Annotated in this window: 24 protein-coding genes; 13 read left to right on the forward strand and 11 right to left on the reverse strand. The window is 69.7% G+C overall.

Annotation, left to right across the window (positions count from 1 at the left end):
• Window positions 1-34: 34 nt before the first annotated feature.
• The 5 genes from AB0367_RS06950 to AB0367_RS06970 all read right to left on the reverse strand — a co-directional run bounded on the left by AB0367_RS06950 (window position 35) and on the right by AB0367_RS06970 (window position 4,185).
• The gene (locus AB0367_RS06950; protein WP_366225253.1) at window positions 35-1,474 is read right to left on the reverse strand and encodes a hypothetical protein; all 1,440 of its coding nucleotides are present in this window, start codon (window positions 1,472-1,474) and stop codon (window positions 35-37) included.
• The gene (locus AB0367_RS06955; protein ID WP_366225254.1) at window positions 1,471-1,977 is read right to left on the reverse strand and encodes a SigE family RNA polymerase sigma factor; all 507 of its coding nucleotides are present in this window, start codon (window positions 1,975-1,977) and stop codon (window positions 1,471-1,473) included. Before AB0367_RS06955 ends, AB0367_RS06950 begins: the two co-directional genes overlap by 4 nt.
• Window positions 1,978-2,305: 328 nt before the next feature.
• Complete coding sequence (locus tag AB0367_RS06960; RefSeq protein WP_366225255.1) at window positions 2,306-2,530, reverse strand: helix-turn-helix transcriptional regulator; 225 nt, start codon at window positions 2,528-2,530, stop codon at window positions 2,306-2,308.
• Complete coding sequence (locus AB0367_RS06965; RefSeq protein ID WP_366225256.1) at window positions 2,531-3,331, reverse strand: ABC transporter permease; 801 nt, start codon at window positions 3,329-3,331, stop codon at window positions 2,531-2,533. It lies immediately after the preceding gene.
• On the reverse strand, window positions 3,328-4,185 hold the full coding sequence (locus AB0367_RS06970) for an ABC transporter ATP-binding protein (protein WP_366225257.1): 858 nt from the start codon (window positions 4,183-4,185) through the stop codon (window positions 3,328-3,330). Before AB0367_RS06970 ends, AB0367_RS06965 begins: the two co-directional genes overlap by 4 nt.
• Window positions 4,186-4,320: 135 nt before the next feature.
• On the opposite strand from AB0367_RS06970, the gene AB0367_RS06975 reads away from it, so the two are divergent.
• The 5 genes from AB0367_RS06975 (at window position 4,321) to AB0367_RS06995 (ending at window position 11,034) form a co-directional block, all read left to right on the forward strand.
• Window positions 4,321-5,391 (forward strand): hypothetical protein, encoded by a 1,071-nt coding sequence (locus AB0367_RS06975; protein WP_366225258.1) that lies wholly within the window; start codon window positions 4,321-4,323, stop codon window positions 5,389-5,391.
• 76 nt (window positions 5,392-5,467) lie between these two features.
• Window positions 5,468-6,664: an ROK family protein gene (locus tag AB0367_RS06980; protein ID WP_366225259.1), complete on the forward strand. Its 1,197-nt coding sequence runs from the start codon at window positions 5,468-5,470 to the stop codon at window positions 6,662-6,664.
• A 563-nt stretch (window positions 6,665-7,227) separates the two neighbouring features.
• Entirely contained in the window at window positions 7,228-7,836 is a 609-nt protein-coding gene (locus AB0367_RS06985; protein ID WP_366225261.1) for a hypothetical protein, read from the forward strand.
• A gap of 222 nt (window positions 7,837-8,058) precedes the next feature.
• On the forward strand, window positions 8,059-10,194 hold the full coding sequence (locus tag AB0367_RS06990) for a ricin-type beta-trefoil lectin domain protein (RefSeq protein WP_366225262.1): 2,136 nt from the start codon (window positions 8,059-8,061) through the stop codon (window positions 10,192-10,194).
• A gap of 93 nt (window positions 10,195-10,287) precedes the next feature.
• Complete coding sequence (locus AB0367_RS06995; RefSeq protein WP_366225263.1) at window positions 10,288-11,034, forward strand: cobalt-precorrin-6A reductase; 747 nt, start codon at window positions 10,288-10,290, stop codon at window positions 11,032-11,034.
• Window positions 11,035-11,062: 28 nt separating this feature from the next.
• Here the strand turns inward: AB0367_RS06995 and ileS are convergent, their stop codons facing one another.
• On the reverse strand, window positions 11,063-14,176 hold the full coding sequence (gene ileS / locus AB0367_RS07000) for an isoleucine--tRNA ligase (protein WP_366225264.1): 3,114 nt from the start codon (window positions 14,174-14,176) through the stop codon (window positions 11,063-11,065).
• A gap of 145 nt (window positions 14,177-14,321) precedes the next feature.
• On the opposite strand from ileS, the gene AB0367_RS07005 reads away from it, so the two are divergent.
• Entirely contained in the window at window positions 14,322-15,233 is a 912-nt protein-coding gene (locus AB0367_RS07005; RefSeq protein ID WP_366225265.1) for a MerR family transcriptional regulator, read from the forward strand.
• A gap of 19 nt (window positions 15,234-15,252) precedes the next feature.
• On the opposite strand, the gene AB0367_RS07010 is transcribed toward AB0367_RS07005, so the two are convergent.
• The 5 genes from AB0367_RS07010 to AB0367_RS07030 form a co-directional block, all read right to left on the reverse strand.
• Window positions 15,253-16,029 carry a hypothetical protein gene (locus tag AB0367_RS07010; RefSeq protein WP_366225266.1) on the reverse strand — a complete coding sequence of 259 codons (777 nt, stop codon included), beginning with the start codon at window positions 16,027-16,029 and terminating at the stop codon, window positions 15,253-15,255.
• 62 nt (window positions 16,030-16,091) lie between these two features.
• Entirely contained in the window at window positions 16,092-16,646 is a 555-nt protein-coding gene (locus AB0367_RS07015; protein WP_366225267.1) for a TerD family protein, read from the reverse strand.
• Between the two features lie 5 nt (window positions 16,647-16,651).
• Window positions 16,652-17,047: a hypothetical protein gene (locus tag AB0367_RS07020; RefSeq protein WP_366225268.1), complete on the reverse strand. Its 396-nt coding sequence runs from the start codon at window positions 17,045-17,047 to the stop codon at window positions 16,652-16,654.
• 91 nt (window positions 17,048-17,138) lie between these two features.
• A complete protein-coding gene (locus tag AB0367_RS07025; RefSeq protein ID WP_366225269.1) occupies window positions 17,139-18,287 on the reverse strand; it encodes a toxic anion resistance protein in 1,149 nt (382 codons plus the stop codon).
• Between the two features lie 50 nt (window positions 18,288-18,337).
• Entirely contained in the window at window positions 18,338-18,916 is a 579-nt protein-coding gene (locus tag AB0367_RS07030; RefSeq protein WP_366225270.1) for a TerD family protein, read from the reverse strand.
• Between the two features lie 180 nt (window positions 18,917-19,096).
• Here AB0367_RS07030 and AB0367_RS07035 point away from each other — a divergent pair, with 180 nt between their 5' ends.
• From AB0367_RS07035 to AB0367_RS07065, 7 genes are read left to right on the forward strand one after another with little or no spacing between them, the layout of a single operon-like run.
• A complete protein-coding gene (locus tag AB0367_RS07035; protein WP_366225610.1) occupies window positions 19,097-19,681 on the forward strand; it encodes a TerD family protein in 585 nt (194 codons plus the stop codon).
• 11 nt (window positions 19,682-19,692) lie between these two features.
• A complete protein-coding gene (locus AB0367_RS07040; RefSeq protein WP_366225271.1) occupies window positions 19,693-20,823 on the forward strand; it encodes a DUF475 domain-containing protein in 1,131 nt (376 codons plus the stop codon).
• Between the two features lie 9 nt (window positions 20,824-20,832).
• On the forward strand, window positions 20,833-21,531 hold the full coding sequence (locus AB0367_RS07045; protein WP_366225272.1) for a hypothetical protein: 699 nt from the start codon (window positions 20,833-20,835) through the stop codon (window positions 21,529-21,531).
• A 25-nt stretch (window positions 21,532-21,556) separates the two neighbouring features.
• Complete coding sequence (locus AB0367_RS07050; protein WP_366225273.1) at window positions 21,557-22,135, forward strand: TerD family protein; 579 nt, start codon at window positions 21,557-21,559, stop codon at window positions 22,133-22,135.
• Window positions 22,136-22,145: 10 nt separating this feature from the next.
• A complete protein-coding gene (locus AB0367_RS07055) occupies window positions 22,146-23,222 on the forward strand; it encodes an HpcH/HpaI aldolase/citrate lyase family protein (protein ID WP_366225274.1) in 1,077 nt (358 codons plus the stop codon).
• Window positions 23,219-24,544, forward strand: a complete 1,326-nt coding sequence (locus tag AB0367_RS07060) for a phosphoribosyltransferase family protein (protein WP_366225275.1) — start codon at window positions 23,219-23,221, stop codon at window positions 24,542-24,544. Before AB0367_RS07055 ends, AB0367_RS07060 begins: the two co-directional genes overlap by 4 nt.
• Window positions 24,541-25,641, forward strand: coding sequence for a cysteine protease StiP family protein (locus AB0367_RS07065; protein ID WP_366225276.1), 1,101 nt, complete (start codon window positions 24,541-24,543; stop codon window positions 25,639-25,641). The genes AB0367_RS07060 and AB0367_RS07065 overlap by 4 nt, the downstream gene beginning before the upstream one ends.
• Window positions 25,642-25,643: the final 2 nt, after the last annotated feature.

The following is a 25,643-nucleotide window of genomic DNA, read 5'->3' on the forward strand; positions in this document are numbered from 1 at the left end:
GTTGTCCGGTGGTGTGGTTGTGCCAGATCGCTGCCTACGTCCGGGCGGCGGCGCGGCGCCGGCGGACCGCCCGCAGGACCACGACGACGGCGACTGTCGCCAGCAGCACCGGCACCAGCAGGCACAGCGCGAACAGCGCTCCTTGCGCGACCACCGGCCAGCGGGCGGGCAATATCGAGGGGGCCGGAACCGGACCGCCGAACTGCCCGTCGCGGAGCAGGTCCTGCGCGATGTCGATGGAGCTGACGTCGGCCGGCGGGTCAAGCGCGACGCTGATGGTGCCGTCCGGCCGCAGTGCCAGCACGCGGACATGCCGGGTCGGCTCCCAGCCGGTCTCGTCCTGGCTTGGCGTGACGCCGTCTTCGGACTCGTACTGTACGACGATGAGCGTGTCGCCGGTCCAGCCGAGCGCTCGCACCGCTGGACCGGTCACCGCGGGCAGTGCCGGCCCTTCGCGCCCTGCGCCGGTGGCGGGGTCCACGTAGGAGACCTGCCATCGCCGGGCGGCAAGCTGATCGTGGTCGCACTGTCTTGTGCAGCCGTCGATGGTCAGCAGTGCCACGCCCGAGCCGTCCGGTGTGTAGGCGCCCGCGCCGGCCAGCCGCCGGTTGCCGAGGTCGCGGGTCCACAGCCGCCGGCCGGTGGCGTCGTAGCCGCGCAGTTCGGTGCCGCCGGCGGCGGGCCGCGTTGCGACGAACCCGCGGCCGTCCGGCGCGAACGCCGCCAGCCACGCCGAGTCGTCTGAGTCGTCGTCCATGAAGGCGTCGTCGACCGGGGCCATCGCGCCGCCGGCCAGGTCGACCAGGACGTACTGCGCCGACGTGCCCGCTTTCACGTCGGTCCCCGTCAGCATGATGTCGCCGGGGTTGTAGTGCACCCCCAGGACAGCGCCGCTGTCCGGCCGCCACGCCGCGACCGCGAAGCAGCAGGCCGGCGACTTGTCGCCATAGCCGCGGCTGCGGCCGGTGCGCAGGTCGGTGACCACCAGCCACCCGGCCGGGCCGCCGGTCAGCTCGCTCTGCGCGACGAGGTTGCCGTCCGGTGACAGCCGCACGTCCTGCCCGGCGCGAATCTCCTGCTCGCCGTAGCGCAGCACGCGGTAGGCGCCGTTGCGACCGACGACGGCGAGCTTGCCGCCCTCCTCCTCGAACGGGTCGCTGGACAGCCCGGCACTGTCGCCGCCGAACAGCACCGTGGCCGGGCCGGGCGGCGCCATGTCGACCGTCGCCTGCCAGAAGTATGGAAGCTCGACACTGCGGGGGATGGCCGGCCCGCCCTCGGCCGGGTGGGGCTCGACGTGCAGGCCGGGCACGGCGGCGACGGTCGCGCACAACAGTGCCGCGATGACAGCGGCGACGATGACTCTTCCCCGGTGCCGCTGCCGTCTCCCGCGCCGCCAGAGATCCGCGGGCAGCCGGGCGGGTGGCATCCGCTCACCCAGCTCCCGCAGCGTGTCACGCAACGGCACGGTCATGACATCACCTCCGTCAGGTCGGCCAGCTCGGGCGCCTTGACGCGCAGCGCGGCGAGGGCGTCGCGGGTCTGGCTCTTCACCGTCGACACCGAGCAGCGCATCGCCTCGGCGGTCGCGGTCTCGGTCAGGTCTTCGAAGTACCGCAGTACCAGCACCGCCCGCTGACGGGGGGCCAGCTTCGCCAGTGCGGCCTGAACGGCGAGCGCTGTCGTGACGGCGTCCGCGCCGTCCGGCACCGGGCGGTCCGGCGGCTGCTCACTGAGCTGCACGTGCCGCCAGCGACGGCGCCACAGCGACACATGTTGGCTGACCATCGTGCGCCGTACGTACGGGTCCGGATCGCCGCCGGCGACCACCCGTTCCCAGTGCCGGGCGACCCTGACCAGGGTCACTTGCACCAGGTCCTCCGCGGTGTGCCGGTCACCGCACAGCAGGTACGCCATCCGGGACAGCGCCGCCAGACGGCCCGACACATACGCGTGGAACGACTCCTCCGCCTCCACCACACCTCCCTATCCGGACACACGCTCGCGGACCCGTGTGCGGATGGGTGGCCGAGGTTCATCTTGGTGGCGGGCGACGGCGTCCAGGGTTGTCCGCATCGGTGTCGGACAAGAGCGGATCATCCGGACCTGCTGCAGCGCCCGGCCCCTCCGTTGAGTCCGGGTCTCAGGTCAGCGTGGCACCGCCGTCCGGGATTGGGTGGATGGCCGGGCTGCGGCGGACTCAGACGCCGCCTGGAAACCACGCCGGTCACACCCCGATACAACACCGGTAGCGGGCGTGGCCCCAGCCGACGCCTGAGCCTCGACCCTCACGTCGAGACAGGACCTAAGCGCCGAGGCGCGGGAACGGGTGGATGGAGAAGACGACCTCGACCGGGACGTCGAAGTATTCGGCTACGCGCAGCGCCAGATGGAGGCTCGGGCTGAACTCGCCGCGCTCCAGGTATCCGATCGTCTGATAATGCACGCCGAGCGCGTCGGCGAGGTCTCGCCGCGACACCTTCCGCTCGGCGCGCAGCATCGCGATCCGGTTGTGGATGACCTCACGCACTCATGCCCGCCGTGCCATGCGACGTAACACTACCGGAGCGATCACGAAGCCCAGCAGCGCCCATCCGCCCAGCACCGCGACCGTTTCCGCGTGCCGCCACGAGCCGCCGATCTCGGCGATCGCCAGGTGCTCCGGCAGTAGGGCGGAGCGCATGCCCAGGCCCAGCCAGTACACCGGGAAGACCTGTGCCACGGCCTGCACCCAGCTCGGCAGGGCGGTGATCGGGTAGAAGATGCCCGAGATCCCCAGCAGGCCCATGATCGGCAGGGTCAACAGGCCGAGGGCGCGCACCCCGGCCGCGAGGACACCGACGATCGCGCCGAACGGCAGCAGCGCGACCAACCCCAGCGCGATGACCCACAGCAGCGTCGCCCAGGACGCCGCGCGGCCGACCGCGAGGCCGTCGAAGACCAGAGCGGCCGGGACCAGCATGAGCACCAGGCAGACGACCGTCACGCCGGCGCGGCTCACGACCTTGCCGACGAGATAGCCACGCATGCCGTCCGGCACCGCCTTCATCCGCAGCAGGGTGCCGTCCTCGCGCTCCGTAGTCAGCGCCATCGACAGGCCCAGCAGCCCGGTGTACACGATGCTGAACCCCAGGATCCCGGGCACCGCCTGCGCGCCGAGCGAGAAGTCCGTGCCCGGCACCGTCCGGCCCCGCAGCAGATACATCACGACCAGCGCGATGACCCACAGCCAGACCTCGCCCCACAGATCCCAGGCGCTGGTCACCTTCTGCCGGAACTCGATCCACCCGCGCCGCAGCCCGGCATCGACCGCGCCGAAAGAGCCGCTCAAGATTGCACCATCCTCAGGTAGGCGTCCTCAAGCGTCGCCCGGCGCACCTCGAGGTCCGCGATGGCGTCGCCGTACTGCGCGAACAGTTCCCGCACGTACGCCGTGGCGTCCGCGCCCTCCGCCGAGTGCACGAAGAACTCGCCGTCCCGGCTGTAGGTGATCTCCGAGCGCCGCTGCACGCCGCGGGCCAGCTCCGCCGGGCTGCCCTCGGCGACCACCCGCCCGCCGGTCAGGATGACGATGCGGTCGGCGAGCTTCTCCGCCTCGGCCAGGTCGTGCGTCGTCAGCAGGATCGACGTCCCGTCGAGGTCGGCGAGCCGGTGCACCAGCTCGTGGAACTCCTGGCGCGCCTGCGGGTCGAAGCCCGTCGTCGGCTCGTCCAGGAACAGCAGCTCCGGCCGCCCGATGAGCCCGATCGCCACGTCCAGCCGGCGCCGCTGCCCGCCCGAGAGCGTGTCGAGCCGCTGCCCGGCCTGCTCGGCGAGCCCGACGAGGGCGAGCAGTTCGTCGCTGCCCAGGATCCGGCCGCGGTACCGCGTGTAGAAGCGCCCCAGGTTGTCCAGCAGCTCGCCCGCGCGCCACCGCCCGTGGTCCCGCCACGACTGCAGCACGATCCCGAGCCGCGCCCGCCAGGCCTCGTCCCCGCCGGCCGGGTCGATGCCGAGGACGCGCACCTCCCCGCCGGTGCGCCGGCGGAACCCCTCCAGGATCTCCAGCGTCGTGGTCTTCCCGGCCCCGTTCGGCCCGAGCAGCGCGAGCACCTCGCCCCGCCCGAGCCGCAGATCGACGCCGTGCAACACCTCGGCGTCTCCGTATCGCATCCGTAGTTGCTCGACCTCGATGACGGCATCCATGCGACGGAAGATAGCACTCGTACTACATTTCCTCGATGCAATCATCGGAACGCGCCTGTCACGCAACGCGGTCGTTCGGGTGGTGTTCGGTCACCCGGGCCGGGTGGGCGAGCCCCGCTCTGCCAGACTGCGAGCATGCGGTGGGCGGTGATCCTGACGGTCGTCGCCCTGTCCGTCGCCCTGACGGTCGCACTGCCCGGCGCGCCGGCCGCCGCCCGGGCCGGGGGCGCCCAGGAGGTCTGCCGGATCACCGACCCGGCCGTCGTCGAGGCGTCCGGCCTCGCCGCGCTGCCCGGCGGCGGATACCTGGTGCACAACGACTCCAACCCCGAGCCGCGCCGGATGCGCCTGTTCTACCTCGGCCCGGACTGTTCCGTGACGCGCAGCGTGGGATACCCGATGACCGCCCGCGACCCCGAGGACCTCGCCGTCGACCGCCAGGGCGTGGTCTGGATCGCCGACATCGGCGACAACAGCCCGCTGTTCGGCGGCTCCGGCAAACGCCGCGCCACGATCGCGCTGTGGACCCTCAAGCCCGGTGCGAAGAGCATGAAGATCCATCGGCTGCGGTATCCCGACGGCGTGCCCCGCGACGCCGAGGCGCTGCTCATCGACGGCGCCGGCCGGCCCGTGATCGTCACCAAGGACCCGGCCGGCGAGGTGTACCGGCTGGACACCCCGCTGCCGACGGACAACGCCGAGGGCGCGCCGCTCACGCTGATCGGCCACTTCAAGCCCTCGCGCAGCGGCACCGAAAACCCGTTCGGCTTCCTCGGCAGCGCGCTCATCACCGGCGCGGCGGTGTCGCCGGATGGCACGAGGGCGGTCGTGCGCACCTACGCCGACGCCTACGAGTTCGACGTCACCGACGGCGACGTGGCGAAGGCGATCACGACCGGCACGCCGACGGTCACGCCGTTGCCCGGCGAGCCGCAGGGCGAGGCCATCGCCTACGCGCCGGACGGCAACAGCTTCCTGACCGTGTCGGACCAGCAGGGGCCGGTGAGCATCCTGCGGTACCGCCCGGAAGGCAAGCCCTCACCGAGCGCCGCGCCGGCGCGTGACGGCGGTACATCGGCATCGGCCTCGCCGGTCTCGGGCCCGGTGCGCGACCGGCGGGCCCGTGCCGCACTGCTGACCGGGGCGTTCGTCGTGGTGGCACTCGGCCTGGTGGCCATCGTCACCCTCCGGGCGCGCCGCCGGTGACCCCCTCGGTGTCGACGCGCATTCGTTCGCGTGACACGATCGCTACCGAGGGATCAAGGGGGAGGGCCGGACTGCGGTGGTGCGCATCGAGGTCGAGCGCGCGACGACGCGTGACATGCGACGGCGCAACCGTTCGACGTTGCTGTCGGAGCTGTTCTTCAGGGGGCCGCTGAGCCGGCACGATCTGAGCCGCATCACCGGGCTGAGCGCCGCGACCGCGAGCAGCGTCACCGCCGAGCTGCTGCACGAGGGTCTGATCATCGAGGCCGGCCAGATCGAGTCCGACGGCGGCCGCCCGCGGGTGCTGCTGCGGGTCAACCCCGACTTCGGCCGGCTGGTCGGCGCCGACGTGGGGGAGACGGGCGTCAAGGTCGAGCTGTTCGACCTCGCGATGACCCGGCTGGCGACGGTCGACGAGCCGCTGCCGTCCTCGCGCCCCGACCCGTCGGCGGTCGCCGGGCAGCTCGAGGCCGGCATCCGCGAGGTGCTCACCGGGGGCGACACCGGTGCGCTGGTCGGCATCGGCATCGGCGTGCCGGGCACGGTGGAGCAGGCCGACCCCGCCCGGGTGTATGCGCCGACCCTCGGCTGGCGCGGCGTCTCCTTCCACGACCTGCTGCGCGAGCGCGGCATCACAGCCCCGCTGTTCGTCGAGAACGGCGCGAAGACCCAGGGCCAGGCCGAGATGTGGTTCGGCGCCGGGCGCGGCGTCGGCAACGCCGTCATCGTGCTGGTCGGCTCCGGCGTGGGCGCCGCCGTGATCACCAACGGCACCGTGTACCGCGGCGCGAGCAGCAGCGCCGGCGAGTGGGGCCACACCACGGTCGTGTATGGCGGCCGCCAGTGCCGCTGCGGCGCGCGCGGCTGCCTCGAGGCCTATGTCGGCGCCGAGGGGATCCTCGAGCGGTACCGCACCCTCGACCCGACCCGCCCCGCCGCGGACGGCGAGATCGCCGACGTGACCGCGCTCATCGCCGCCGGCACCCCGGCCGCGGCCGAGACGCTGGCCGAGACCGCCGGCATCCTGGGCGCCGGGATCGGCAACCTCGTCAACCTGTTCAACCCCGAGCGCGTGGTCCTCGGCGGCTGGGCCGGCCTGGCCCTGGGCGCGAGGCTGCTGCCGCAGATCCGCGAGGCGGCGCGGGAACAGGCACTGGAGCACCCGTTCGGCCAGGTGTCGATCGAGCTGTGCGAGCTGGGTCCGGACGCGGTCGCGTTCGGCGCCGCGACGCTGCCGATGGCCGAACTCCTGCGCCGCGCCACCCGCCCCTGACCGACGCGCGGCCGGCGTGTTCAACCCGGCATTGGCTTTTTTCGCCTCTTTTCTTGACTCGAAAGGAAACTGAGTCATAGCCTTCACTCAATTTGGAAGGAAACTTAACAGACGACCGCCCGGTCGATGCCCCGCCGGCCGCGGTGCGCTCGTCATCGGCGTCGGCGGCAAGTGTGTCGATGTCGCGGGAGCCGCGACGGCGAACGAAACCTGCGGCGGCGTCTCGCGGGCGGCCTGGGACTACACACGGGTGATCGCCCAATATCAGGGCTGAGGCCCGGACGAGCGGGTGCCCCGGTAAGCGGACGGCCGGGGCACCGGCACCAAAGAAGGACGGGCCGGCCGGATGCCCGAAGCGCGCTTCCCGGCCGGCCCGTCCGCCGGCAACGACTTCCGTCAACTGTGTGACAACGGTTCACGAGCAAGGACGTGAGGTAGAACACGATCGTTGTCGGGTGGCATACATCCGGGATTCAACGGCGTCCGGGCGCGCATACGTTGCTCAGCGTCCAACGCCGATATCGCGTGCCGCACGCGGTACCACATGAGGAAGACGAATCCCCGTGAAGCCTTTGAAGCGTCTGCTGCCCGTGCTCTCCGTCGCCTGCGCCGCCCTGCTGCTCACCTCGGCGTGCGGCGAGGACAAGAAGTCCGACACCCCGGCCGCCGCGAACTCCGCCGCGCCGACGGCCTCCGCCGCCGAGTCCGGCGAGCCTTCGGGCAGCGCCGCGCCGTCGGGCTCGGCCAAGCCCGGCGCTTCGACCAAGCCCGGCGCCTCCGGCGAGGCGGGCAAGCTCAGCTTCGCCACCGTCGGCAAGCTCACCGGCGAGCTGTTCACGAAGGACCCGGACTGCCCGCTCGGCCAGTGGGACGCCAACTCCACGGGCGTGCCGGCGAAGTACCGCTCGGCCGTCGCCAGCTTCAAGCAGTTCGACTGCTACGCGAAGAAGGGCGACGCGCTGCCGCACCGCGGGCAGCAGGCCATCTTCGTGGAGTTCAAGGCGGCCAACGCGGCGAAGGCGTACGCGCAGGACCAGGCCTCGATGTACCCGACCCTCATCGCCGGCACCACCGTCGTCGTGGGCGGAACCGGCCTGAAGAAGACCGACATGAAGGCGTGGCTCGAGTCCGTCAACGAGACCGCGGGCGGCACGGGCCAGATCCTGCCTTAGGGGGAGCCTTAAATTCGCAGGTCAGAACCTTAATTCGAGTCTTGTATTGACTCTGGTCCGGGGCGGGAATAGCCTCCGGTGGATCTGTTAGGTGACTTCACAGATTGCCCGCCCCGGACCCACCCGACCCGGGTCCGCGGGCTCCCGCCCAGAAGGGACACCCCATTGACCCCCTCCACCAGGACCAGGCGACGGCCCCGCCTGAGGATCGGTCTCGCCACGGTGGCGACCGTCCTGGCCGCCGCCGGCATCGGCATGTTCGCCATGAGCAGCGCGTCGGCGGCCACCGTCGGCCAGATCACCGGCTTCGGCGGCAAGTGCATCGACATCGCCGGGGCCAACGGTGCCAACGGCACGCAGGTGCAGCTGTACACCTGTAACGGCACCGGCGCCCAGCAGTGGACCGTCGGCGACGACGGCACGATCCGCGCGCTGGGCAAGTGCCTCGACGTCGCCGCCGCCAGCAGCGCCAACGGCACCAAGGTGCAGATCTACGATTGCAACGGCACCACCGCGCAGCAGTGGGCGAGGAACAGCGACGGCACCCTGCGCTCCCTCGGCAAGTGCCTCGACGCCACCGGCAACAGCTCCGCGGACGGCACGCCGCTGCAGATCTGGGACTGCTTCGCCAGCGCCAACCAGAAGTGGAACCTCCCGGGTGGCACCACGCCGCCCACCAGCAACCCGCCCACGAGCAACCCGCCGAACAACGGCAACCCGGACCTCGGCCCCAACGTGTCGATCTTCGACCCGTCGATGTCGTCGTCGACCATTCAGAGCAAGCTCAACTCGGTCTTCAACTCCCAGGTGACCAACCAGTTCGGCCCGCAGCGCTACGCGCTGTTGTTCCGGCCGGGCACGTACAACGTCGACGCCAACGTCGGCTTCTACACCCAGGTCGCGGGCCTCGGCCTGTCGCCGGACCAGGTCACCATCAACGGCGCCGTCCACGCCGAGGCGGACTGGTTCCAGGGCAACGCCACCCAGAACTTCTGGCGCTCCGCGGAGAACCTGTCGGTCAACCCGACCGGCGGCAGCGACCGCTGGGCCGTCTCCCAGGCCGCGCCGTACCGTCGCATGCACGTGCGCGGCAACCTGATCCTCGACGACGGCGGCTGGTCGTCCGGCGGCTGGATCTCCGACTCCGCCATCGACGGGCAGATCCGCTCCGGCACGCAGCAGCAGTTCATCACCCGTAACTCCACCATGGGCAGCTGGACCGGCTCCAACTGGAACATGGTCTTCGTCGGCGACACCAACGCGCCGAGCGGCAACTTCCCGAACCCGCCGTACACCCGTGTGGCGCAGACCCCGATCGTGCGCGAGAAGCCGTTCCTGTACATCGACGGCGCCGGCAACTACCAGGTGTTCGTGCCCGGCCTGCGCACCAACTCGGTCGGCAACTCGTGGCAGAGCGGCAACCAGCCGGGCAGCTCGCTCCCGATCAGCCAGTTCTACATCGTGAAGGCCGGCGCCACCGCCGCCTCCATCAACGCGGCCCTGGCCGCCGGGCAGAACCTGCTCTTCACCCCCGGCGTGTACCACGTCAACGACACGATCCGCGTCACCCGCCCCGACACCGTCGTGCTGGGCCTCGGCCTCGCCACGATCGTGCCGGACAACGGCGTGACCGCGATGACCGTCGCCGACGTCGACGGCGTGAAGGTGGCGGGCGTGCTCTTCGACGCCGGCACCACCAACTCCCAGGTGCTCATGGAGGTCGGCCCGTCCGGCTCCGCGGCTGACCACTCGGCCAACCCGACCTCGCTGCACGACGTGTTCTTCCGCATCGGTGGCGCCACGGTGGGCAAGGCCACGGTCAGCCTGCGCATCAACAGCAACAACGTGATCGGCGACCACACCTGGATCTGGCGCGCCGACCACGGCAACGGCGGCACCGTCGGCTGGAACATCAACACCGCCGCCAACGGCCTCGTGGTCAACGGCAACAACGTCACGTTCTACGGCCTGTTCGTCGAGCACTACCAGCAGTACCAGGTCATCTGGAACGGCAACGGCGGCCGCACGTACTTCTTCCAGAACGAGATCCCGTACGACGTGCCGAACCAGGCCAGCTGGTCCAGCGGCGCCGGGGCGCAGGGCTGGGCGGCGTACAAGGTCGGCGCGAACGTCACCACGCACGAGGCATGGGGCCTGGGCAGCTACTGCTACTTCAGCAGCAACCCGAGCGTCGTGCTGGGCCGGTCGTTCGAGGTGCCCCAGACCCCGAACGTCAAGTTCCACAACATGGTGACCGTGTCCCTCGGCGGCACCGGCACGATCGCCCGCATCATCAACAACACGGGCGGCACGGCGAACTCCGCGAGCAACGTGGCCAACCTGGTCAACTACCCGTAAACACCCGCAAGTACGGCACAACCTGACGGCGGCGGCCCCGGTCTTCCGGGGCCGCCGCTGCTTCCTTCCCCGGCTCCGGTTTAGGCTGCCCCGATGGCCACCGTGCTCCTGCTCGGCGGCACCGGGGAGGCGCGGCGGCTGGCCTCGGTGCTACTGCCCGCCCACCGCGTGATCTCCTCCCTCGCCGGCCGCGTCGCCGACCCGGCGCTGCCGGTGGGGGAGGTTCGCGTCGGCGGCTTCGGCGGGGCCGAGGGGCTCGCCGGCTACCTGCGCGCCGAGCGCGTCGACGCCGTCGTCGACGCCACGCACCCGTTCGCGGCGCGCATGTCGGACAACGCGGCCCAGGCGTGCGCGGCGGCCGGGGTGCCGCTGGTCGTGCTGCGCCGGCCCGGATTCGAGGCGCGGCCCGGCGACGACTGGCGCCACGTGCCGTCGCTGGACGCGGCGGCGGAGCTGCTGCCCGCCCTGGCCGAGCGGGTGTTCCTGACCACGGGCCGGCAGGGGCTGTCGCACTTCGCGCACCTCAGCTCGCGGTGGTTCCTGGTCCGGTGCGTGGACCCACCGGTGCCCCCGGTACCGCCGCGCCTGGAGGTGGTGCTCGACCGCGGGCCGTTCACCGTCGAGGGCGAGATCGGGCTCATGCGGCGCCACGACATCGGCGTGCTGGTGACCAAGGACAGCGGCGGCGCGATGACCGCGGCGAAGCTGGAGGCCGCGCGGGCGCTGGAGATCCCGGTCGTGGTCGTGGACCGGCCGCCGGCGACGCCGGGGGTGCCGGTGCTGCCGTCGGTCGAGGAGGTCGCCGCGCGGCTGCCCGGCCTGCTGGCGGCGCCGAAATAGGCTCGGGCGGACCGCTCGGGCTCTGCGGTCAGGCCTTGCGCAGCCAGAAGGTCAGCCCGCCGACCTCGTGCGCCTCGGCGTCCGGCCACTGCGGCTCGCCCTGCGCGAAGACGGTCGCCAGGACCTCCTGAGCGATCGCACCGGCGTGCTCGGCCACCGCCTGCGCGGTCTGCGCGTCCGCGGCCCGGTACCGCAGCTCGATCCGGTCGGCGACCTCGAGGCCGGTGCTCTTGCGGGCCTCCTGCACCTGGCGGATCACCTCGCGGGCGATGCCGGCCCGGCGCAGCCGCGGCGTGATGTGCAGGTCCAGGGCCACGGTCAGGCCGGCGTCGCCGGACACCGCCCAGCCTTCGCGCGGCGTCTCGGTGAGGAACACGTCGTCGGGCTCCAGCGTCACCGTCTCCGCGCCGACCAGCACCATCGCCCGGCCGGACTCGCGCAGCGCGGCGGCGAGCGCGCCGGCGTCCGCGGCCGCGACCGCCGCGGCGATCTCCTGCACGCGCTTGCCGAAGCGCCGGCCCAGGCTGCGGAAGTTCGCCTTCGCGGACGTGTCCACCAGGGACCCGTGCAGCGGCTCCACGGCCTGGACGTTCAGCTCGTCGGCGAGCAGCTCCAGCAGCTCGGCTTCGAGGCCGCCGGGCCCGTCCAGCGCGGGCGCGGACACCAGCACCCGCGCGAGCGGCTGGCGGGTCTTCACCGCCGCGTCGGCGCGCGCCGCCCGGCCCAGCTCCACCAGGCGCCGCACCAGCGCCATCCGCTCCGGCAGCGTGCGATCGATCAGCGCCGGGTCGGCGACGGGGTATTCGGCCAGGTGTACTGACGGCGGGGCCCCGGGCGTGGTGGGCACCACGAGGTCCTGCCAGACGCGCTCGGTCACGAACGGGATGAGCGGCGCCATCAGCAGGGTCACCGCGGTGATCGCCTCGTGCAGGGTGGCCAGCGCGGCCGGGTCGCCGCGCCAGAACCGGCGCCGGGCCCGTCGCACGTACCAGTTCGACAGGTCGTCGACGAAGGCGGCGAGCAGCCGCCCGGCCCGCTGCGTGTCGAACCCGGCCATCGCCGCGTCGACCTCGCCGATGAGGATGTTGAGCTCGCACAGCAGCCAGCGGTCCAGGACCGGGCGGCTGCCAACCGGGACGCCCCGCGCCGGCGTCCATCCGGCCGTACGCGCGTACAGGCTCTGGAACGCCACCGTGTTCCAGTACGTCAGCAGGATCTTGCGCACGACCTCCTGGATCGCGGTGTGCCCGACCCGCCGCGCCGACCAGGGCGAGCCCACCGCCGCCATGAACCAGCGCACCGCGTCGGCGCCGTGCCGCTCCAGCAGCGCCATCGGCTCCAGGACGTTGCCGAGGTGCTTGGACATCTTCCGGCCGTCCTCGGCCAGGATGTGGCCGAGGCAGACCACGCTGCGGTAGGCCGAACGGTCGAACACCAGCGTGCCGACCGCCATCAGCGTGTAGAACCAGCCGCGGGTCTGATCGATGGCCTCGCAGATGAAGTCGGCCGGATACCGCGCGGCGAACAGCCCGGCGTCGCGGTGCGGGTAGCCGTACTGCGCGAACGGCATCGCCCCCGAGTCGTACCAGGCGTCGATCACCTCCGGCACCCGCCGCGCCCTCGCACCGCACCGGCAGGCGACGGTGACCTCGTCGATGTACGGCCGGTGCGGGTCCAGCCCGCTCAGGTCCCGCCCAGCCAGCTCGCTCAGCTCCGCGAGGGACCCGACGCAGGTCAGGTGCCCATCTTCGCAGCGCCAGATCGGCAGCGGCGTGCCCCAGTAGCGGCTGCGCGACAGCGCCCAGTCGACGTTGTTGGTGAGCCAGTCGCCGTAGCGGCCGTGCTTGACCGACTCGGGATGCCAGGCGGTGGCCTCGTTCTCGCGCACCAGGGCGTCCTTGACCTGCGTGGTCCGGATGTACCAGGACGGCTGTGCGTAGTACAGCAGCGGCGTGTGGCAGCGCCAGCAGTGCGGGTACGAGTGCTCGTACGCCTGATGCCGCAGCAGCAGCCCGCGCGCGGCGAGGTCGGCGACGAGCACGGCGTCGGCGTCCTTGAAGAACGCGCCGCCGACCAGCGCCAGGCCCGGCTCGAACCGGCCGTCGGGCCGGACCGGGTTGACCATCGGCAGGTCGTACGCCCGGCAGGTGGCGAAGTCGTCCGCGCCGAACGCGGGCGCCTGGTGCACCAGACCGGTGCCGTCCTCGGTGGTCACGTATGTTCCGAGGACCACGAAGTGCGCGCCGGGCATCTCCACGAGGGCGAACGGCCGCTCGTACGCCCAGCGCTGCATCTCCTTGCCGGTGAACGACTCCCCGGTGGGCGCCCAGCCCTCGTCGAGCGCCTTCGCCAGCAGCGGCTCGGCGACCACGAGCGACTCGGTGCCGTCGGTGGCCACGACGTACGTCACGTCGGGATGCACGGCGACGGCCGTGTTCGACACCAGCGTCCACGGCGTGGTCGTCCACACCAGCAGCGCCGCGCGGCCCGCGAGGGGTCCGCTGATGAGCGGGAACCGGACGTACACCGAGGGGTCGGTCACGGTCTCGTAGCCCTGGGCCAGCTCGTGGTCGGACAGCCCGGTCTGGTCCCGCGGGCACCACGGCGCCACCCGGAAGTCCTCGACGAGCAGCCCCTTGTCGAAGATCTGCCGCAGCGACCACCACACCGACTCGATGTACTGCGGATCCATGGTCCGATAGGCCCGGTCCATGTCGACCCAGTAGCCCATGCGCTCGGTGAGCCGACCGAATGCGTCCGTGTGCCGGGTCACCGACTCGCGGCACTTCGCGTTGAACTCGGCGATGCCGTACGCCTCGATGTCCTGCTTGCCGGAGAAGCCGAGCTCCTTCTCCACGGCCAGTTCCACCGGCAGCCCGTGACAGTCCCACCCCGCCTTCCGCGCGACGTGGAAACCCTTCATGGTCTTGTACCGCGGGAAGACGTCCTTGAACACGCGCGCCTCGATGTGGTGCGCACCGGGCATCCCGTTGGCCGTCGGCGGGCCCTCGTAGAACACCCACTCCGGCTGCCCGGCGGACTGTTCGAGGGAGCGCGCGAAGATGTCGCGGTCCCGCCAGAACTCGAGAATCCCGCGCTCCAGCGCGCCGAGGTCGACCTGGGCGGGAACCGATGCGTACATGGGGTCAGCTTCGCATCCGCGCAGCCCCGACGAGATGCATTTAATGCCGCGGCGGTCGCCTCGCCAGCGGACGCGACCCGCGGTCGTCGCGATTGTGGGCGCGTCCGCTTGAGCTTCCATCCGGTGGAACCTTCAGGCTTTGTGCATGGATCGCGAATCGGATCTCTACACGATCGGGCAGCTCGCGCAGTGCGCCGGTGTGTCGGCCCGGACCGTCCGGTTCTGGTCGGATCGGGGCGTGTTACCGCCAGTCGGCCGTTCCAGCGGCGGGTACCGGCTCTACGACGCGGTGGCCGTCGCTCGGCTGGAGCTCATTCGAACGCTGCGTGATCTGGGCCTTGGTCTCGATGCCGCCGCAGCGCTGCTGGCCAAGCACGTCACACTGGCCGATCTTGCGGCGGCCCACGTCAAGGCGCTCGATGCGGAGATTCGCACGCTGCGGTTACGGCGCGCGGTCCTGCACACCGTTGCCCGTCGGCAGAGCACTACTGAGGAGATGACCTTGATGAACAAGCTCGCCAGACTGTCCGCGCGGGAGCGCCAGCGCATCATCGACGACTTCGTCGACAGCGCGTTCGACGGTACGGCCGACCCGGACAGTGCCGTCGTCGCCGGCTGGATGCGTGAGCTGCCCGCCGAACTCGGCGAGGAACCCACCGACGAGCAGATCGACGCCTGGCTGGAGCTGGCCGAGCTGATCGCCGACGGCGACTTTCGGCAGAAGATCCGCGCCATGGTGCTGAGCGCCGACGATGACCCACGTCTGGAGTTCGGGCTGAACCTCCGACCGCTCGTCCTTGCCCACGCCGGAGGCGCCGTCGGGCGCGGCGTCGCTGCCGACTCCGTCGAAGGCCGCGAGACACTCGACCGGATCGTTCCGGCCGACCAGCCCGCCGAGGAAGCCGCCGCGCTCGTCACATGGCTGGAGATGGTGGCCGACGCGCGGATCGAGCGCTACTGGCAGCTCCTCAGCAGGCTCAACGCCACCGATGCGGGGCCGCCAGCTGTGCCTGCGTTCGCATGGCTGCTCGCGGCAATGCATGCGCACCGTTGCTGAATTCATCTGACACACGGTCTTAGGCCGCCGGAGTGTTCGCGTCTCTCCAGGCGATTCGGTCGTAGCCGAACGCCAGGCAGGCGTCGCGCAGCTGGCCGAGGATGCAGTCCATCTCAGCACGCAGCACAAACTCTCCATCGATGTTGTATAGCGACAGCAAAGCAGTGACTTGCGGCCGTGGTGGCAGCAGTGGTATCTCGATGCGGGCCTGCCCGGCGGTGGTGACGACCAACGTGCCGCCCCACTGCGGCGGGGCGGCGCTCAGCATGCCGAACAGCAGCAGGCGTTCGATGTGCCGGGCGGCGAGCAGGTCCAGCGTCACAATCTGGTGGCCGTTGCGGTCGGCGATGACCAGTGGGCCGCTGGCGGCGGTGGCCGAACCGGTCGGGCGCAGCACCGAGGAACGGCCGGAGCGCAGCTGATACGTGCAGCCCAGGAGGAACTGGTTCGCGGCGGGCCAGGCCGCCTCGAAGGTGAGTGCACCGATCCCGGATTGCAGCCGGCTCAGCACGACGGTCGGCTGTTGCGCGGTCAGCACGGTCGGCGCCGACGGGTCGGTTCGGCGTGGGGTGAACGCGGCGGCGGACCGCCGCGTCTGTGCCAGATCCGGATGCGGAACCGATTGGAGAACCGGCTGGGACTCGGGTCCGGACAGGTCCAGTGACGTCGACGGTGCCGGGCTCGGTGCGGATGGCGGCGGGTCCGCTGTGATGGGCCGGCGCGGTGGTCGGCGGCCCGCGATGAAGTCGCGGACCGCGGACGCCGCGCCGGTCGCCTCCGCCGGCGCCTCGGTCACCGGGCGGCGACGGTATCGCAGCCACGGGAGGTCTGTCCTGAGCGGAGAGCCTGCGGGTGCGGTCACAGCGCAACGCCGTAGTCGGCGGCGATCTGGGTGATTCCGCCGGCGTACGCGTCGCCGAGCACCTTGAACTTCCATTCCGTGTTGTGCCGGTACAACTCGCCGAGCGCCAGGCCGGTTTCCCGGGTCAGTCCGGCCGCGAGATCCTCGGACCGGACCAGCTCGACGTTGTCGTCGAGATTGAGCACACGGATCGAGCAGGAGCGCAACTGGCCCAGAGAACGGCGCTGGACGGCGCCTTCGTTGACGTAGAGGACCACGACGATCCTGAAGACCTCAGCCGGTACCAGATCCAGATCCACCTCTATCTGCTCGTTGTCGGCGCCGAGAACCTGCTCCAGCTGCCGCACCGACAGGTCCGATGAGGTGAGTTGGTTGAAGAAGACGAAGTGCCGGTCGGACAGCGCCTTGATTCTGGCGTCGCACAGGATGGCCGCCACGACGAGGTTGTCGGCGAGCGTCTGCTCGGCGCCGGCGAGGAACCGGACGCCGAGCACCACACCGCGCAGCCCGGGAATCTCCCGGGTCAGCCCGACGTTGGCGCCCCGCTTCATCGGCGTCATGGTAAGTCCAGGTCGGAGCCGGAGAACTTGGTCCGCAGGAAGTTGCCCTGGATCAGCAATGCGTCGGCATCCTGGCTGCGTACTGCGACTAGCACGCCCGACGCCGTCTGATGGAGTAATTCGAGTTGCTCCAGCAGTTCCTCGGTGGGCTGCGGGAGTTGCCGCGCGGCGTCGTCCAGGGCCAGGTAAGTGTGCAAGGTCGTGGGCAGGTAGTCCTCCAGGGTGCCGCGGATGAGCACGACAGCATGGATGTCCAGCGGCCGGGTCTGCGCGGTGCCGACGATCTCCCGCAGCGTATCGGTGAGCCAGCGGGCGCGCACGACCGCATGACCGGGTAGCCGACCCGCGTTGCGGTTGATGAAGCGCTCGGCGTCCGTCAGTCGACGCACCATCGCCGCGGGATCGTCCTCGGGGTCGGGACTGTCCGGAACGTGTGCTGGAGACCCGGCATCGGGCTCGCGCCTGAACCATCGCACGGAGCAGTCAGCCGCTTTGCTCGTTCCGCCGGACACGCTCAAGGTATGGCTTCGCCCGCTCGATCTGCCCCTCGATCGCCTGGACAGTCTGCGCCATCGACTCCACCGCCTGGGCCCGGAACGTATCGACCGCATCCATGGTAGCGAAGATGTTGTCGAACGCGGCCTGTAGCCGGGAGATGTCGATCGTGGACGTCGCCGCCTGCTCGTTGATGGCCGCGCCCTGCATCCGCAACTGCTGCGATGTCGCCTCGATGATGTTCGATGTTGTGGTGCTGAGCGCGGTGACCTGGTCGAGGACGAGCTTCTGCCTGGCGAGCGCCTGTGAAACCATGACCGCGATCCGCAGTGCCGCGATCGTTGTGGTCTGCGCCCGGTCGACGCCCCGGATCAGCTCCAGGTTGTTCCTGCGGATGAGGTCGAGGGCCATGTAGCCCTGCACGTTGACGGCCATCTGGGTCATGATGTCCTGCCGGCGCTGCCGGATGGGGAACAGCACGTCGGCGCGCAGCGTGGCGGCGTCTTCGTCGCTTCCCGCTGCCTCGAGTGCCGCGACCTTGTCCTCCACGGCCTGGTCCAGGGCGGCGGCGAGCTCGTTGTACTCACCGAGCCGCCCCATCGTGGCCCACATGCTGGCCTTCTCGTTCTCGATCGCCGCATTGTCCTTGCGCAGGTCGTTCTGCCCGGCGTCCAACGCCTTGATGATGGCGTTGAGGTGGGACTGTGCGGACTGGTACCTGGCGAAGTACCGGTCGATCTTGTCACCGCCGGGTAGCCACTTCAGCAGCTTCTTCGCACCGGTCAGGTCTGACCGGCTCGGATCGAGCTCGGTGATCGTATGGCGCAGATCGATCAGCGTGTTCGAGACGCGGGTCTGTGCGTCGTCGCGCTTGGCGCCCTTACCCACCGCGGCAGCGGGCCGATCGAGCATGCGGTTTGACATCTGGGCGGCCGCGCGCATGTCCTGATCGCCCATCGTGGTGATCGACGAGACCTTCTTGGTGAACTCCGGCGACCTGGTGTCGAGCGCCACGAGTTCGTCGACAAAGGTGGCCGCTTTGGCCCGCAGTTCCTGTTGTTTCTGCGTCGGTACGGGCACCGCGCCCGCCGCCTGCTGTGGCTCGACGACAACAACAGCCGCGGGCGGGGTCAGCACGAGAGCGCCGCCGCCCAGATCCAGTTCGGACATCCGTTGATCAGATCCCCTCAGCCGACGCGCACACCGAAGTCGGTGGCGATCCCATGCAGTCCGGAGGCGTAGCCCTGGCCCACCGCGCGGAACTTCCACTCGCCGTTGTGCCGGTAGAGCTCACCGAAGATCATAGCGGTCTCGGTCGACGCGTCCTCGCTCAGGTCGTAGCGAGCGAGTTCGACACCCCCGTCCTGGTTGACCACCCGGATGAACGCGTTGCGCACCTGGCCGAACGACTGCGAACGCTGGTCCGCATCGTAGATCGAGACCGGAAACACGATCTTGTCACACTCGGCTGGAACCGTGGCGAGATCAACGAGGACCTGCTCGTCGTCGCCGTCACCGCCCCCGGTCAGGTTGTCGCCGGTGTGCTCGACCGAGCCGTCCGGACTCTTCAGGTTGTTGAAGAAGACGAAGTGCTGGTCGGACAGGATCTTGCCCGAACTGCCGAGCATCAGCGCGCTCGCGTCGAGGTCGAAGTCGGCGCCCGTGGTGGCCCGTTCGTCCCAGCCGAGACCGACCATCACCGCCCGCAGGTTGGGTGCTTGCTTGGTGAGCGACACGTTCCCGCCCTTTGTCAGGCTGACCGACATTGCATTCCCCCTCGGGATGTGGACTCCGAAACCGCTTCGTACGGCTCGCAGCCTAACGACTCCATATGGTCAGAGTGCATGCCCAAACGGCTGATTTTTCCGGTCTTGTGGCATGATGCCCGTTACTGTTGTGGCCAAAAGACAAGCCGAGTTCTATATATTAAGGGTGGGGAAGTAGAAATGGGCGTAAGCCTGACCAAGGGTGGCAACGTCTCGCTCACCAAGCAGGCTGGCCCGGCCGGCCTCTCGGCCGTCACGGTGGGTCTGGGCTGGGATGCTCGCACCACCACCGGCGTCGAGTTCGACCTCGACGCGTCGGCGATCATGGCTGGCGCCGACGGCAGGGTGCTCTCTGACAAGCACTTCATCTTCTTCGGCAACCTGAAGAGCTCGGACGGTTCGGTCGAGCACACCGGCGACAACCTGACCGGCGCGGGCGACGGCGATGACGAGCAGATCAACGTCCAGATCTCGACCCTTCCGTCCGAGGTCGAGAAGATCGTGTTCTCCGTCTCAATCTACGATGCGGAGCAGCGTTCGCAGTCGTTCGGCCAGGTGCGCAACGCCTTCATCCGGGTGGTCAACCAGGCTGGCGGCGCCGAGCTCGCTCGCTACGACCTGAGCGAGGACGCGTCGACGGAGACCGCCATGGTTTTCGGTGAGCTCTACCGGCACAACGGCGAGTGGAAGTTCCGCGCGGTGGGCCAGGGCTACGCCTCCGGACTGCGTGGAATCGCCACCGATTACGGCGTCAACGTAGCCTAACAGCCGTTCAAATGACGCTCCTCAAAACGTTCGGATGGCCGCTTTCCGGCACTGCGGTCGTGCTCGCTGCGGCATTTCTTTTCGGCGGGCTCAAAGCATTCCTGATTGTCGGCATCTTGTGTGTGCTGGAAGTATCCCTGTCGTTCGACAACGCAGTGGTCAATGCCACCGTTCTGGGCCGGATGAACGCGCGATGGCAGCGGCTGTTCTTGACCCTGGGCATTCTCATCGCGGTCGTCGGGATGCGGCTGGTGTTCCCGCTGCTGCTGGTCGGTATCACCGCGCGGCTCAACCCGGTCGAGGTCATCCAGTTGGCGTTGAAGGGTGGCGAGGCGGACCAGCCCGGCACCTATGCCTACCTGCTGCACCAGGCGCACCCGAGCATTGCCTCGTTCGGCGGAATGTTCCTGCTGACGCTGTTCCTGGACTTCTTCCTGCAGGACCGGCGAGTCCGGTGGCTGGGCTGGCTGGAGCGGCCGCTGAGTCGCATCGGCCGGCTTGACCAGGTGGCGGTGGTCGTGGCGCTGGCCGTGCTCGTCGTCGCTGCGGTGACGTTGACGGATGAGGCTGGCACCGTGATGATCGCCGGTGTCCTCGGTGTCGGAACATATGTGCTGGTAAATGCCCTGGGCGAGCTGTTCGAGACCGAGGGCGGCGCAGAGGAGCCGGCCGGAATCCACGGCGACGCCGCCAACGTCGAACGGTCGCTGTCCGGGGGAAACGGCGTTGGCCAGGTGGCGGGGAGGGCCGCCTTCTTCCTGTTCCTCTACCTCGAGGTGCTTGACGCGTCATTCTCGTTCGACGGCGTCATCGGCGCGTTCGCGATCAGCCAGAACATCTTCATCATCGGCGCAGGCCTCGGCGTCGGCGCGATGTACATCCGATCGATGACTGTGTACTTAGTCCGCAAGGGAACCCTGCAGAGCTACGTGTATCTGGAGCACGGCGCCCACTGGGCGATCGGCGCGCTGGGGCTGATTCTGCTGATCGGCATCGGCCACGAGGTGCCCGAGATCGTCACCGGCCTGGTAGGTGTCACCTTCATCGTCGCGGCCTTCATCTCGTCGGTGCTGCGCAACCGGCGGGGCGGGCGCTCCGCCGCCGCACAAGAGCGTCGTGAGATGCTCGCCGGCCGTCCGTAAGGAGACCTCATGCCAATCGACTACACCAAGCGGCCCGCCCCGCCGCCCGCCGCTCCCGTCGCTCCCGCCCCTCCTGCCGCTCCCGTCGCTCCCGCGAAGGTGACGCTCACCAAAGCGGCGCCGAAGGTCTCACTGACCAAACAGGGAAGCACCACTGGAGTCCTGCGGGTCAACCTCAACTGGAACGCCCAGCCCGCCCAGGTCGGCCGGACCGGCCTTTTCAAACGCGGGCCGGCTGGCATCGACCTCGACCTCGGCTGCCTGTTCGAGTACAGCGACGGTTCCAAGGGTGTCGTGCAGGCCCTCGGCAACAGCTTCAGGGACGAACATACGTTCGGTCGTGAACCGATCTGCTGGCTCGACGGCGACGACCGCAGCGGCACCAACAGCGGTGGCGAGAACCTCTTTGTCGATCTCCGCCACGGGGCCGTCATCCGCCGCATCCTGATCTTCGCGTTCATCTACGAGGGGGTGCCGAACTGGGCCGACGCGAACGCGGTCGTGACCATGTTTCCGGTCGGTGGCCCGCAGGCCGAGATTCGGCTCGACGAACCCGATCCGTTGGCGATGACGTGCGCGATCGCGTTGCTTGAGGGGAACGGCCGGGAGGTCTCCGTTCGCCGGGAGGTCCGCTACATTCGCGGTGGCCAGCGGTTGCTCGACCACACCTACCACTGGGGCATGCAGTGGACCGCGGGTCGAAAATGACCGTTGACGCAGAGGGGAAGCGCTCATGAGTGTAAGTCTGCAAAAAGGCCAGACCGTCTCTCTGACGAAGGCCAGCGGACCCACACTGACCAAGGTACGGATGGGACTTGGCTGGGACGCGGTGAAGAAGCGCGGGTTCTTCGGAGGACTGAAGGCGCAGAGCATCGACCTCGATGCGTCGTGCCTGCTCTTCGACCGTAGCGGCGCCTTGGTCGACCAGGTGTGGTTCCAGCAGTTGCGCGGTGCTGGCGGCGCGGTTCAGCACACCGGCGACAACCTCACCGGTGCCGGCGATGGCGACGACGAGAGCATCATCGTCAACCTGCCCGCGTTGCCGGCAACGGTGCAGACCTTGGTGTTCGTGGTGAACTCATTCACCGGGCAGAGCTTCGCGCAGATCGAGAATGCCTACTGCCGGCTGGTCAACGAGGTGAACGGCGCAGAGCTAGCCCGGTATGACCTGTCGGGGTCCGGGTCGCACACCGCGCAGGTGATGTGCAAGGTTTCCCGCGACGCGAACGGGTGGGCGATGACCGCCATCGGTGCCAAGGCATCCGGCCGGACATTCCGGGACCTGCTTCCTGTCGTGACCGCTCACCTCTAAGACGCGACTGGTGCGCCACTTCGCCCATGTGCCGGCGGTTGAACACCGCCGGCTCTTCGCTCTCTCACCACTGGAATTCGACCGCACGGCCGATGCCGCGACGTTAGCCGTCGCGCTGGGCGCGACGCTCTACATGCCCGGGAACCGGCCCCGCTTGGCCGACGATCTACAGCGGCTTGCGCTCTTCGGGGGGCTCAGCGCCGTGATCTGCCTGGAGGACGCGATTGGTGATGCGGAGGTCGCCGACGCCGAGCGCAACGTCGTCGCCCAGCTCCGGGACTACGCATCCCGCCGGTGCGCCGCACCGCTGCTGTTCCTGCGGGTCCGTCGGCCTGAACAGATCCCAACGCTTGTGGAGGCGCTCGGGGCGGATGCCGGCATCTTGTCCGGGTTTGTCCTGCCAAAGTTCACCGACCTCAACGGCGCCGCGTTCCTGGACACGCTCGACGACACCGCGACGGTGTATGACATCAGGCTCCTCGCGATGCCGGTCATCGAATCGGCCGAGGTCATCCACAAGGAGACCCGGCTCGACACGCTTGGCGGCATTCGCGCCCTGCTGGCCAAGCATCGCAGCAAAATCCTGGCGGTGCGGCTCGGGGCCACCGATTTCGCTGGTGCCTACGGCATCCGGCGCGGTCCGACGCTGACCGTCTACGACGTCGGAGTCCTCGCCGATGTCATCACCGACGTGGTTAACCTGCTGGGCCGGGCCGACGGCTCCGGCTACGTTGTCACCGGTCCGGTGTGGGAGTACTTCACACCGGACCTCGACGGGCTGTGCCGCGAGACGGCCCTCGACCTGGCTAACGGGCTGATCGGCAAGACGGTAATCCACCCCCGCCACCTTCCGGTGGTGCACGCGCTCATGGTCGTCAGCGCCGAGGAATACGCCGACGCTATGGACATCCTGCGATCGGACAGTGAGCACTGGGGTGCGCGTGCGTCGAGCTACGGCAACAAGATGAATGAGTCGAAGCCGCATCGCGCATGGGCCGAGCGGGTGCTCAGCCGGGCCACGGCGTTCGGCGTGGCCGCCGAGAACGTCGGCGTGACCGACCTGCGCCTGGCCGGTACGCCCACGTGAACGACACCGGGCACCCGGCCCCCTGGGCCGGCCGCTGGGTCACCGACCGGCTGGGTGTGACGATACGGACCACGACGTCGCCGGTCGGGCTCACCATTGCCGACCTGGTCGGGCTGGCGTTGCGGCGCAACCCGCGCCGGGCGCACCTCCTCGTCTCAACCATCCTGGGCAAGCATGTCCCGGCCGATCCGCGGCTCGTCCTCGGCGCCGGCCTGCTGCTCGGCGCACTCGTCGGTGATCTACTGCGCGGGACCTCGACGCTGCCCGCCGGGCTTGGCGCGCAGCTGCGCACCGCGCTCACGCCGCAGGATCCGGGGCGGGCTGCTGCCGCTGCGGCGCTGCCGGCGGCGGTGCCGGTCGGTGCGGAATCCGCCGTCGTCGTCGGCTACGCGGAGACGGCCACCGGGCTCGGGCACGCCGTCGCCGACGCCCTCGGTGACGCCGTGTGCCTGCATTCGACTCGACGGGCCGTGCCCGGCATGGTGCCCCTGGGCGGGTTCACCGAGGAGCACTCGCACGCCACCGAACACCTGCTCCTGCCCGCCGACCCGGCTGTGGTCCTTAACGACCTGCCGCTGGTATTGGTGGACGATGAACTGAGCACTGGAACCACGGCGCTGAACACCATCGCGATGCTGCACCGGCTCCGGCCCCGCCGCCGGTACGTCATCGCCGCGCTAGTCGACACGCGATCGCCCGCCGACCAGCTACGGATGGCGCGGGCGGCTGCTGCGCTCGACACCGAAATCGAGGTCGTGGCGCTGGTCAGTGGCAGTCTGGCGTTCGCCGGCACGCATGTGCCGATCGACCTGATGCCCGCGAGCGTGCCACGGCACGGGACGCTCGAGCGGATCGAGGTCGACTGGCCCGCCGGACTGCCGGGAACCGGCCGGCACGGCTTCACTCCCGCAGACCGGGCACGGCTCGATGTGATCGTCACCGACATCGCCGCCCGGATACCGGTCGACGCCGGTCCACTGCTGGTCCTCGGCACTGAGGAGCTGATGTACACCCCGCTGCGCATCGCCGCCGCGCTCGCGGACCGCCTCGGCGACGTCCGCTTCTCGACCACCACGCGCTCGCCGGCCGTGGTGGTCGACGACCCGGGTTACCCGCTGCGTAGCCGCCTGGTCTTCGCTGCCCACGACAACCCACCGGGCGGCGGCGAACGCTACGCCTACAACGTCGAGGCGGCCACCGTGCTCGTAGTCGTGGATCCGGCCGGTGACACCCCGGCGCTGCACAGGCCCGACGGTCTGCTCACGGCGTTGACGAACGTCGCGGACCGGGTCCTGGTCGCGACGGTCGGAGAGGAGCGGTGAACGCGCCGCTGCACGGGCCACAGTTCGGGTCGTACCAGCCTGACGAGGTCGCCTGGCTCCTCACTGACCTGTCAGATGTGGCGCTGGAGGCGCCCGCCGAGGACCGTGAGGAGGCGATCCAGTCCGGCCGGGCCCACTACGCCGAATCGCTGCCGGTGGAGTACCAGCCGTCCGAGGAGTACCAGGCGCTGTTCCACGCGGCGCTCGACGCCACCGCCCACAGGATCGCCCACGACGTGGGGGTCGTCGCCGAGCAGATCCTGCGGCACCGCGGCGACAACGCCGTGCTGGTTTCGTTGGCCAGGGCTGGCACCCCCATCGGTATCCTGATTCGTCGCTGGATTCAGCAGCGGTATGGCATCACCTTGCCGCATTACAGCGTCAGCATCGTCCGGGGACGAGGACTGGATATGGCCGCCATGCGGTACATCGCCGTGCACCACCGCCCGGTCGATGTGATGTTCGTGGATGGCTGGACCGGCAAGGGCGCGATCACCCGGGAGCTCACCGCGGCGCTCGGCCGGCTGCGCGAGACCACCGCGGTCGATTTTCCATCGGATCTTGCGGTGCTCGCAGACCCAGGCGGATGCGTACGCTTCTATGGCAGCCGCGACGATTACCTGATTCCCTCCGCGTGCCTGAACTCGACCGTTTCGGGCCTGGTATCGCGCACCGTGCTCAACGACGTGCTCATCGGCCCCGGCGACTTCCACGGCGCCAAGTACTACGCACATCTGGCGGCCACCGACATGTCAGCGCTGTTTCTGGAGACGGTGACCGCGCGGTTCGCGGCCGTGAACGACGCAGTCGACAAGTGCCGGCAAGGGGACCGGTCACCGACCTGGGCCGGGTGGCGGGCGGTCGAGCGAATCAGCGCCGCATACGGCATCAATGACGTCAATCTCGTCAAGCCAGGCGTTGGCGAGACGACCCGTGTGCTGCTGCGCCGGGTGCCCTGGCGGGTTCTGGTGCGAGCGGACGCCGTCGCCAGCCTCGAACACGTGCGACTCCTCTCCGAGCAGCGTGGCGTCCCGATCGACGTGGTGGACGACCTGCCGTACTCCTGCATCGGGCTGATCCGGCCCTACGCCGGGTGATG

The sequence above is a fragment of the Dactylosporangium sp. NPDC051484 genome (assembly GCF_040689395.1).
Lineage (GTDB): Bacteria > Actinomycetota > Actinomycetes > Mycobacteriales > Micromonosporaceae > Dactylosporangium.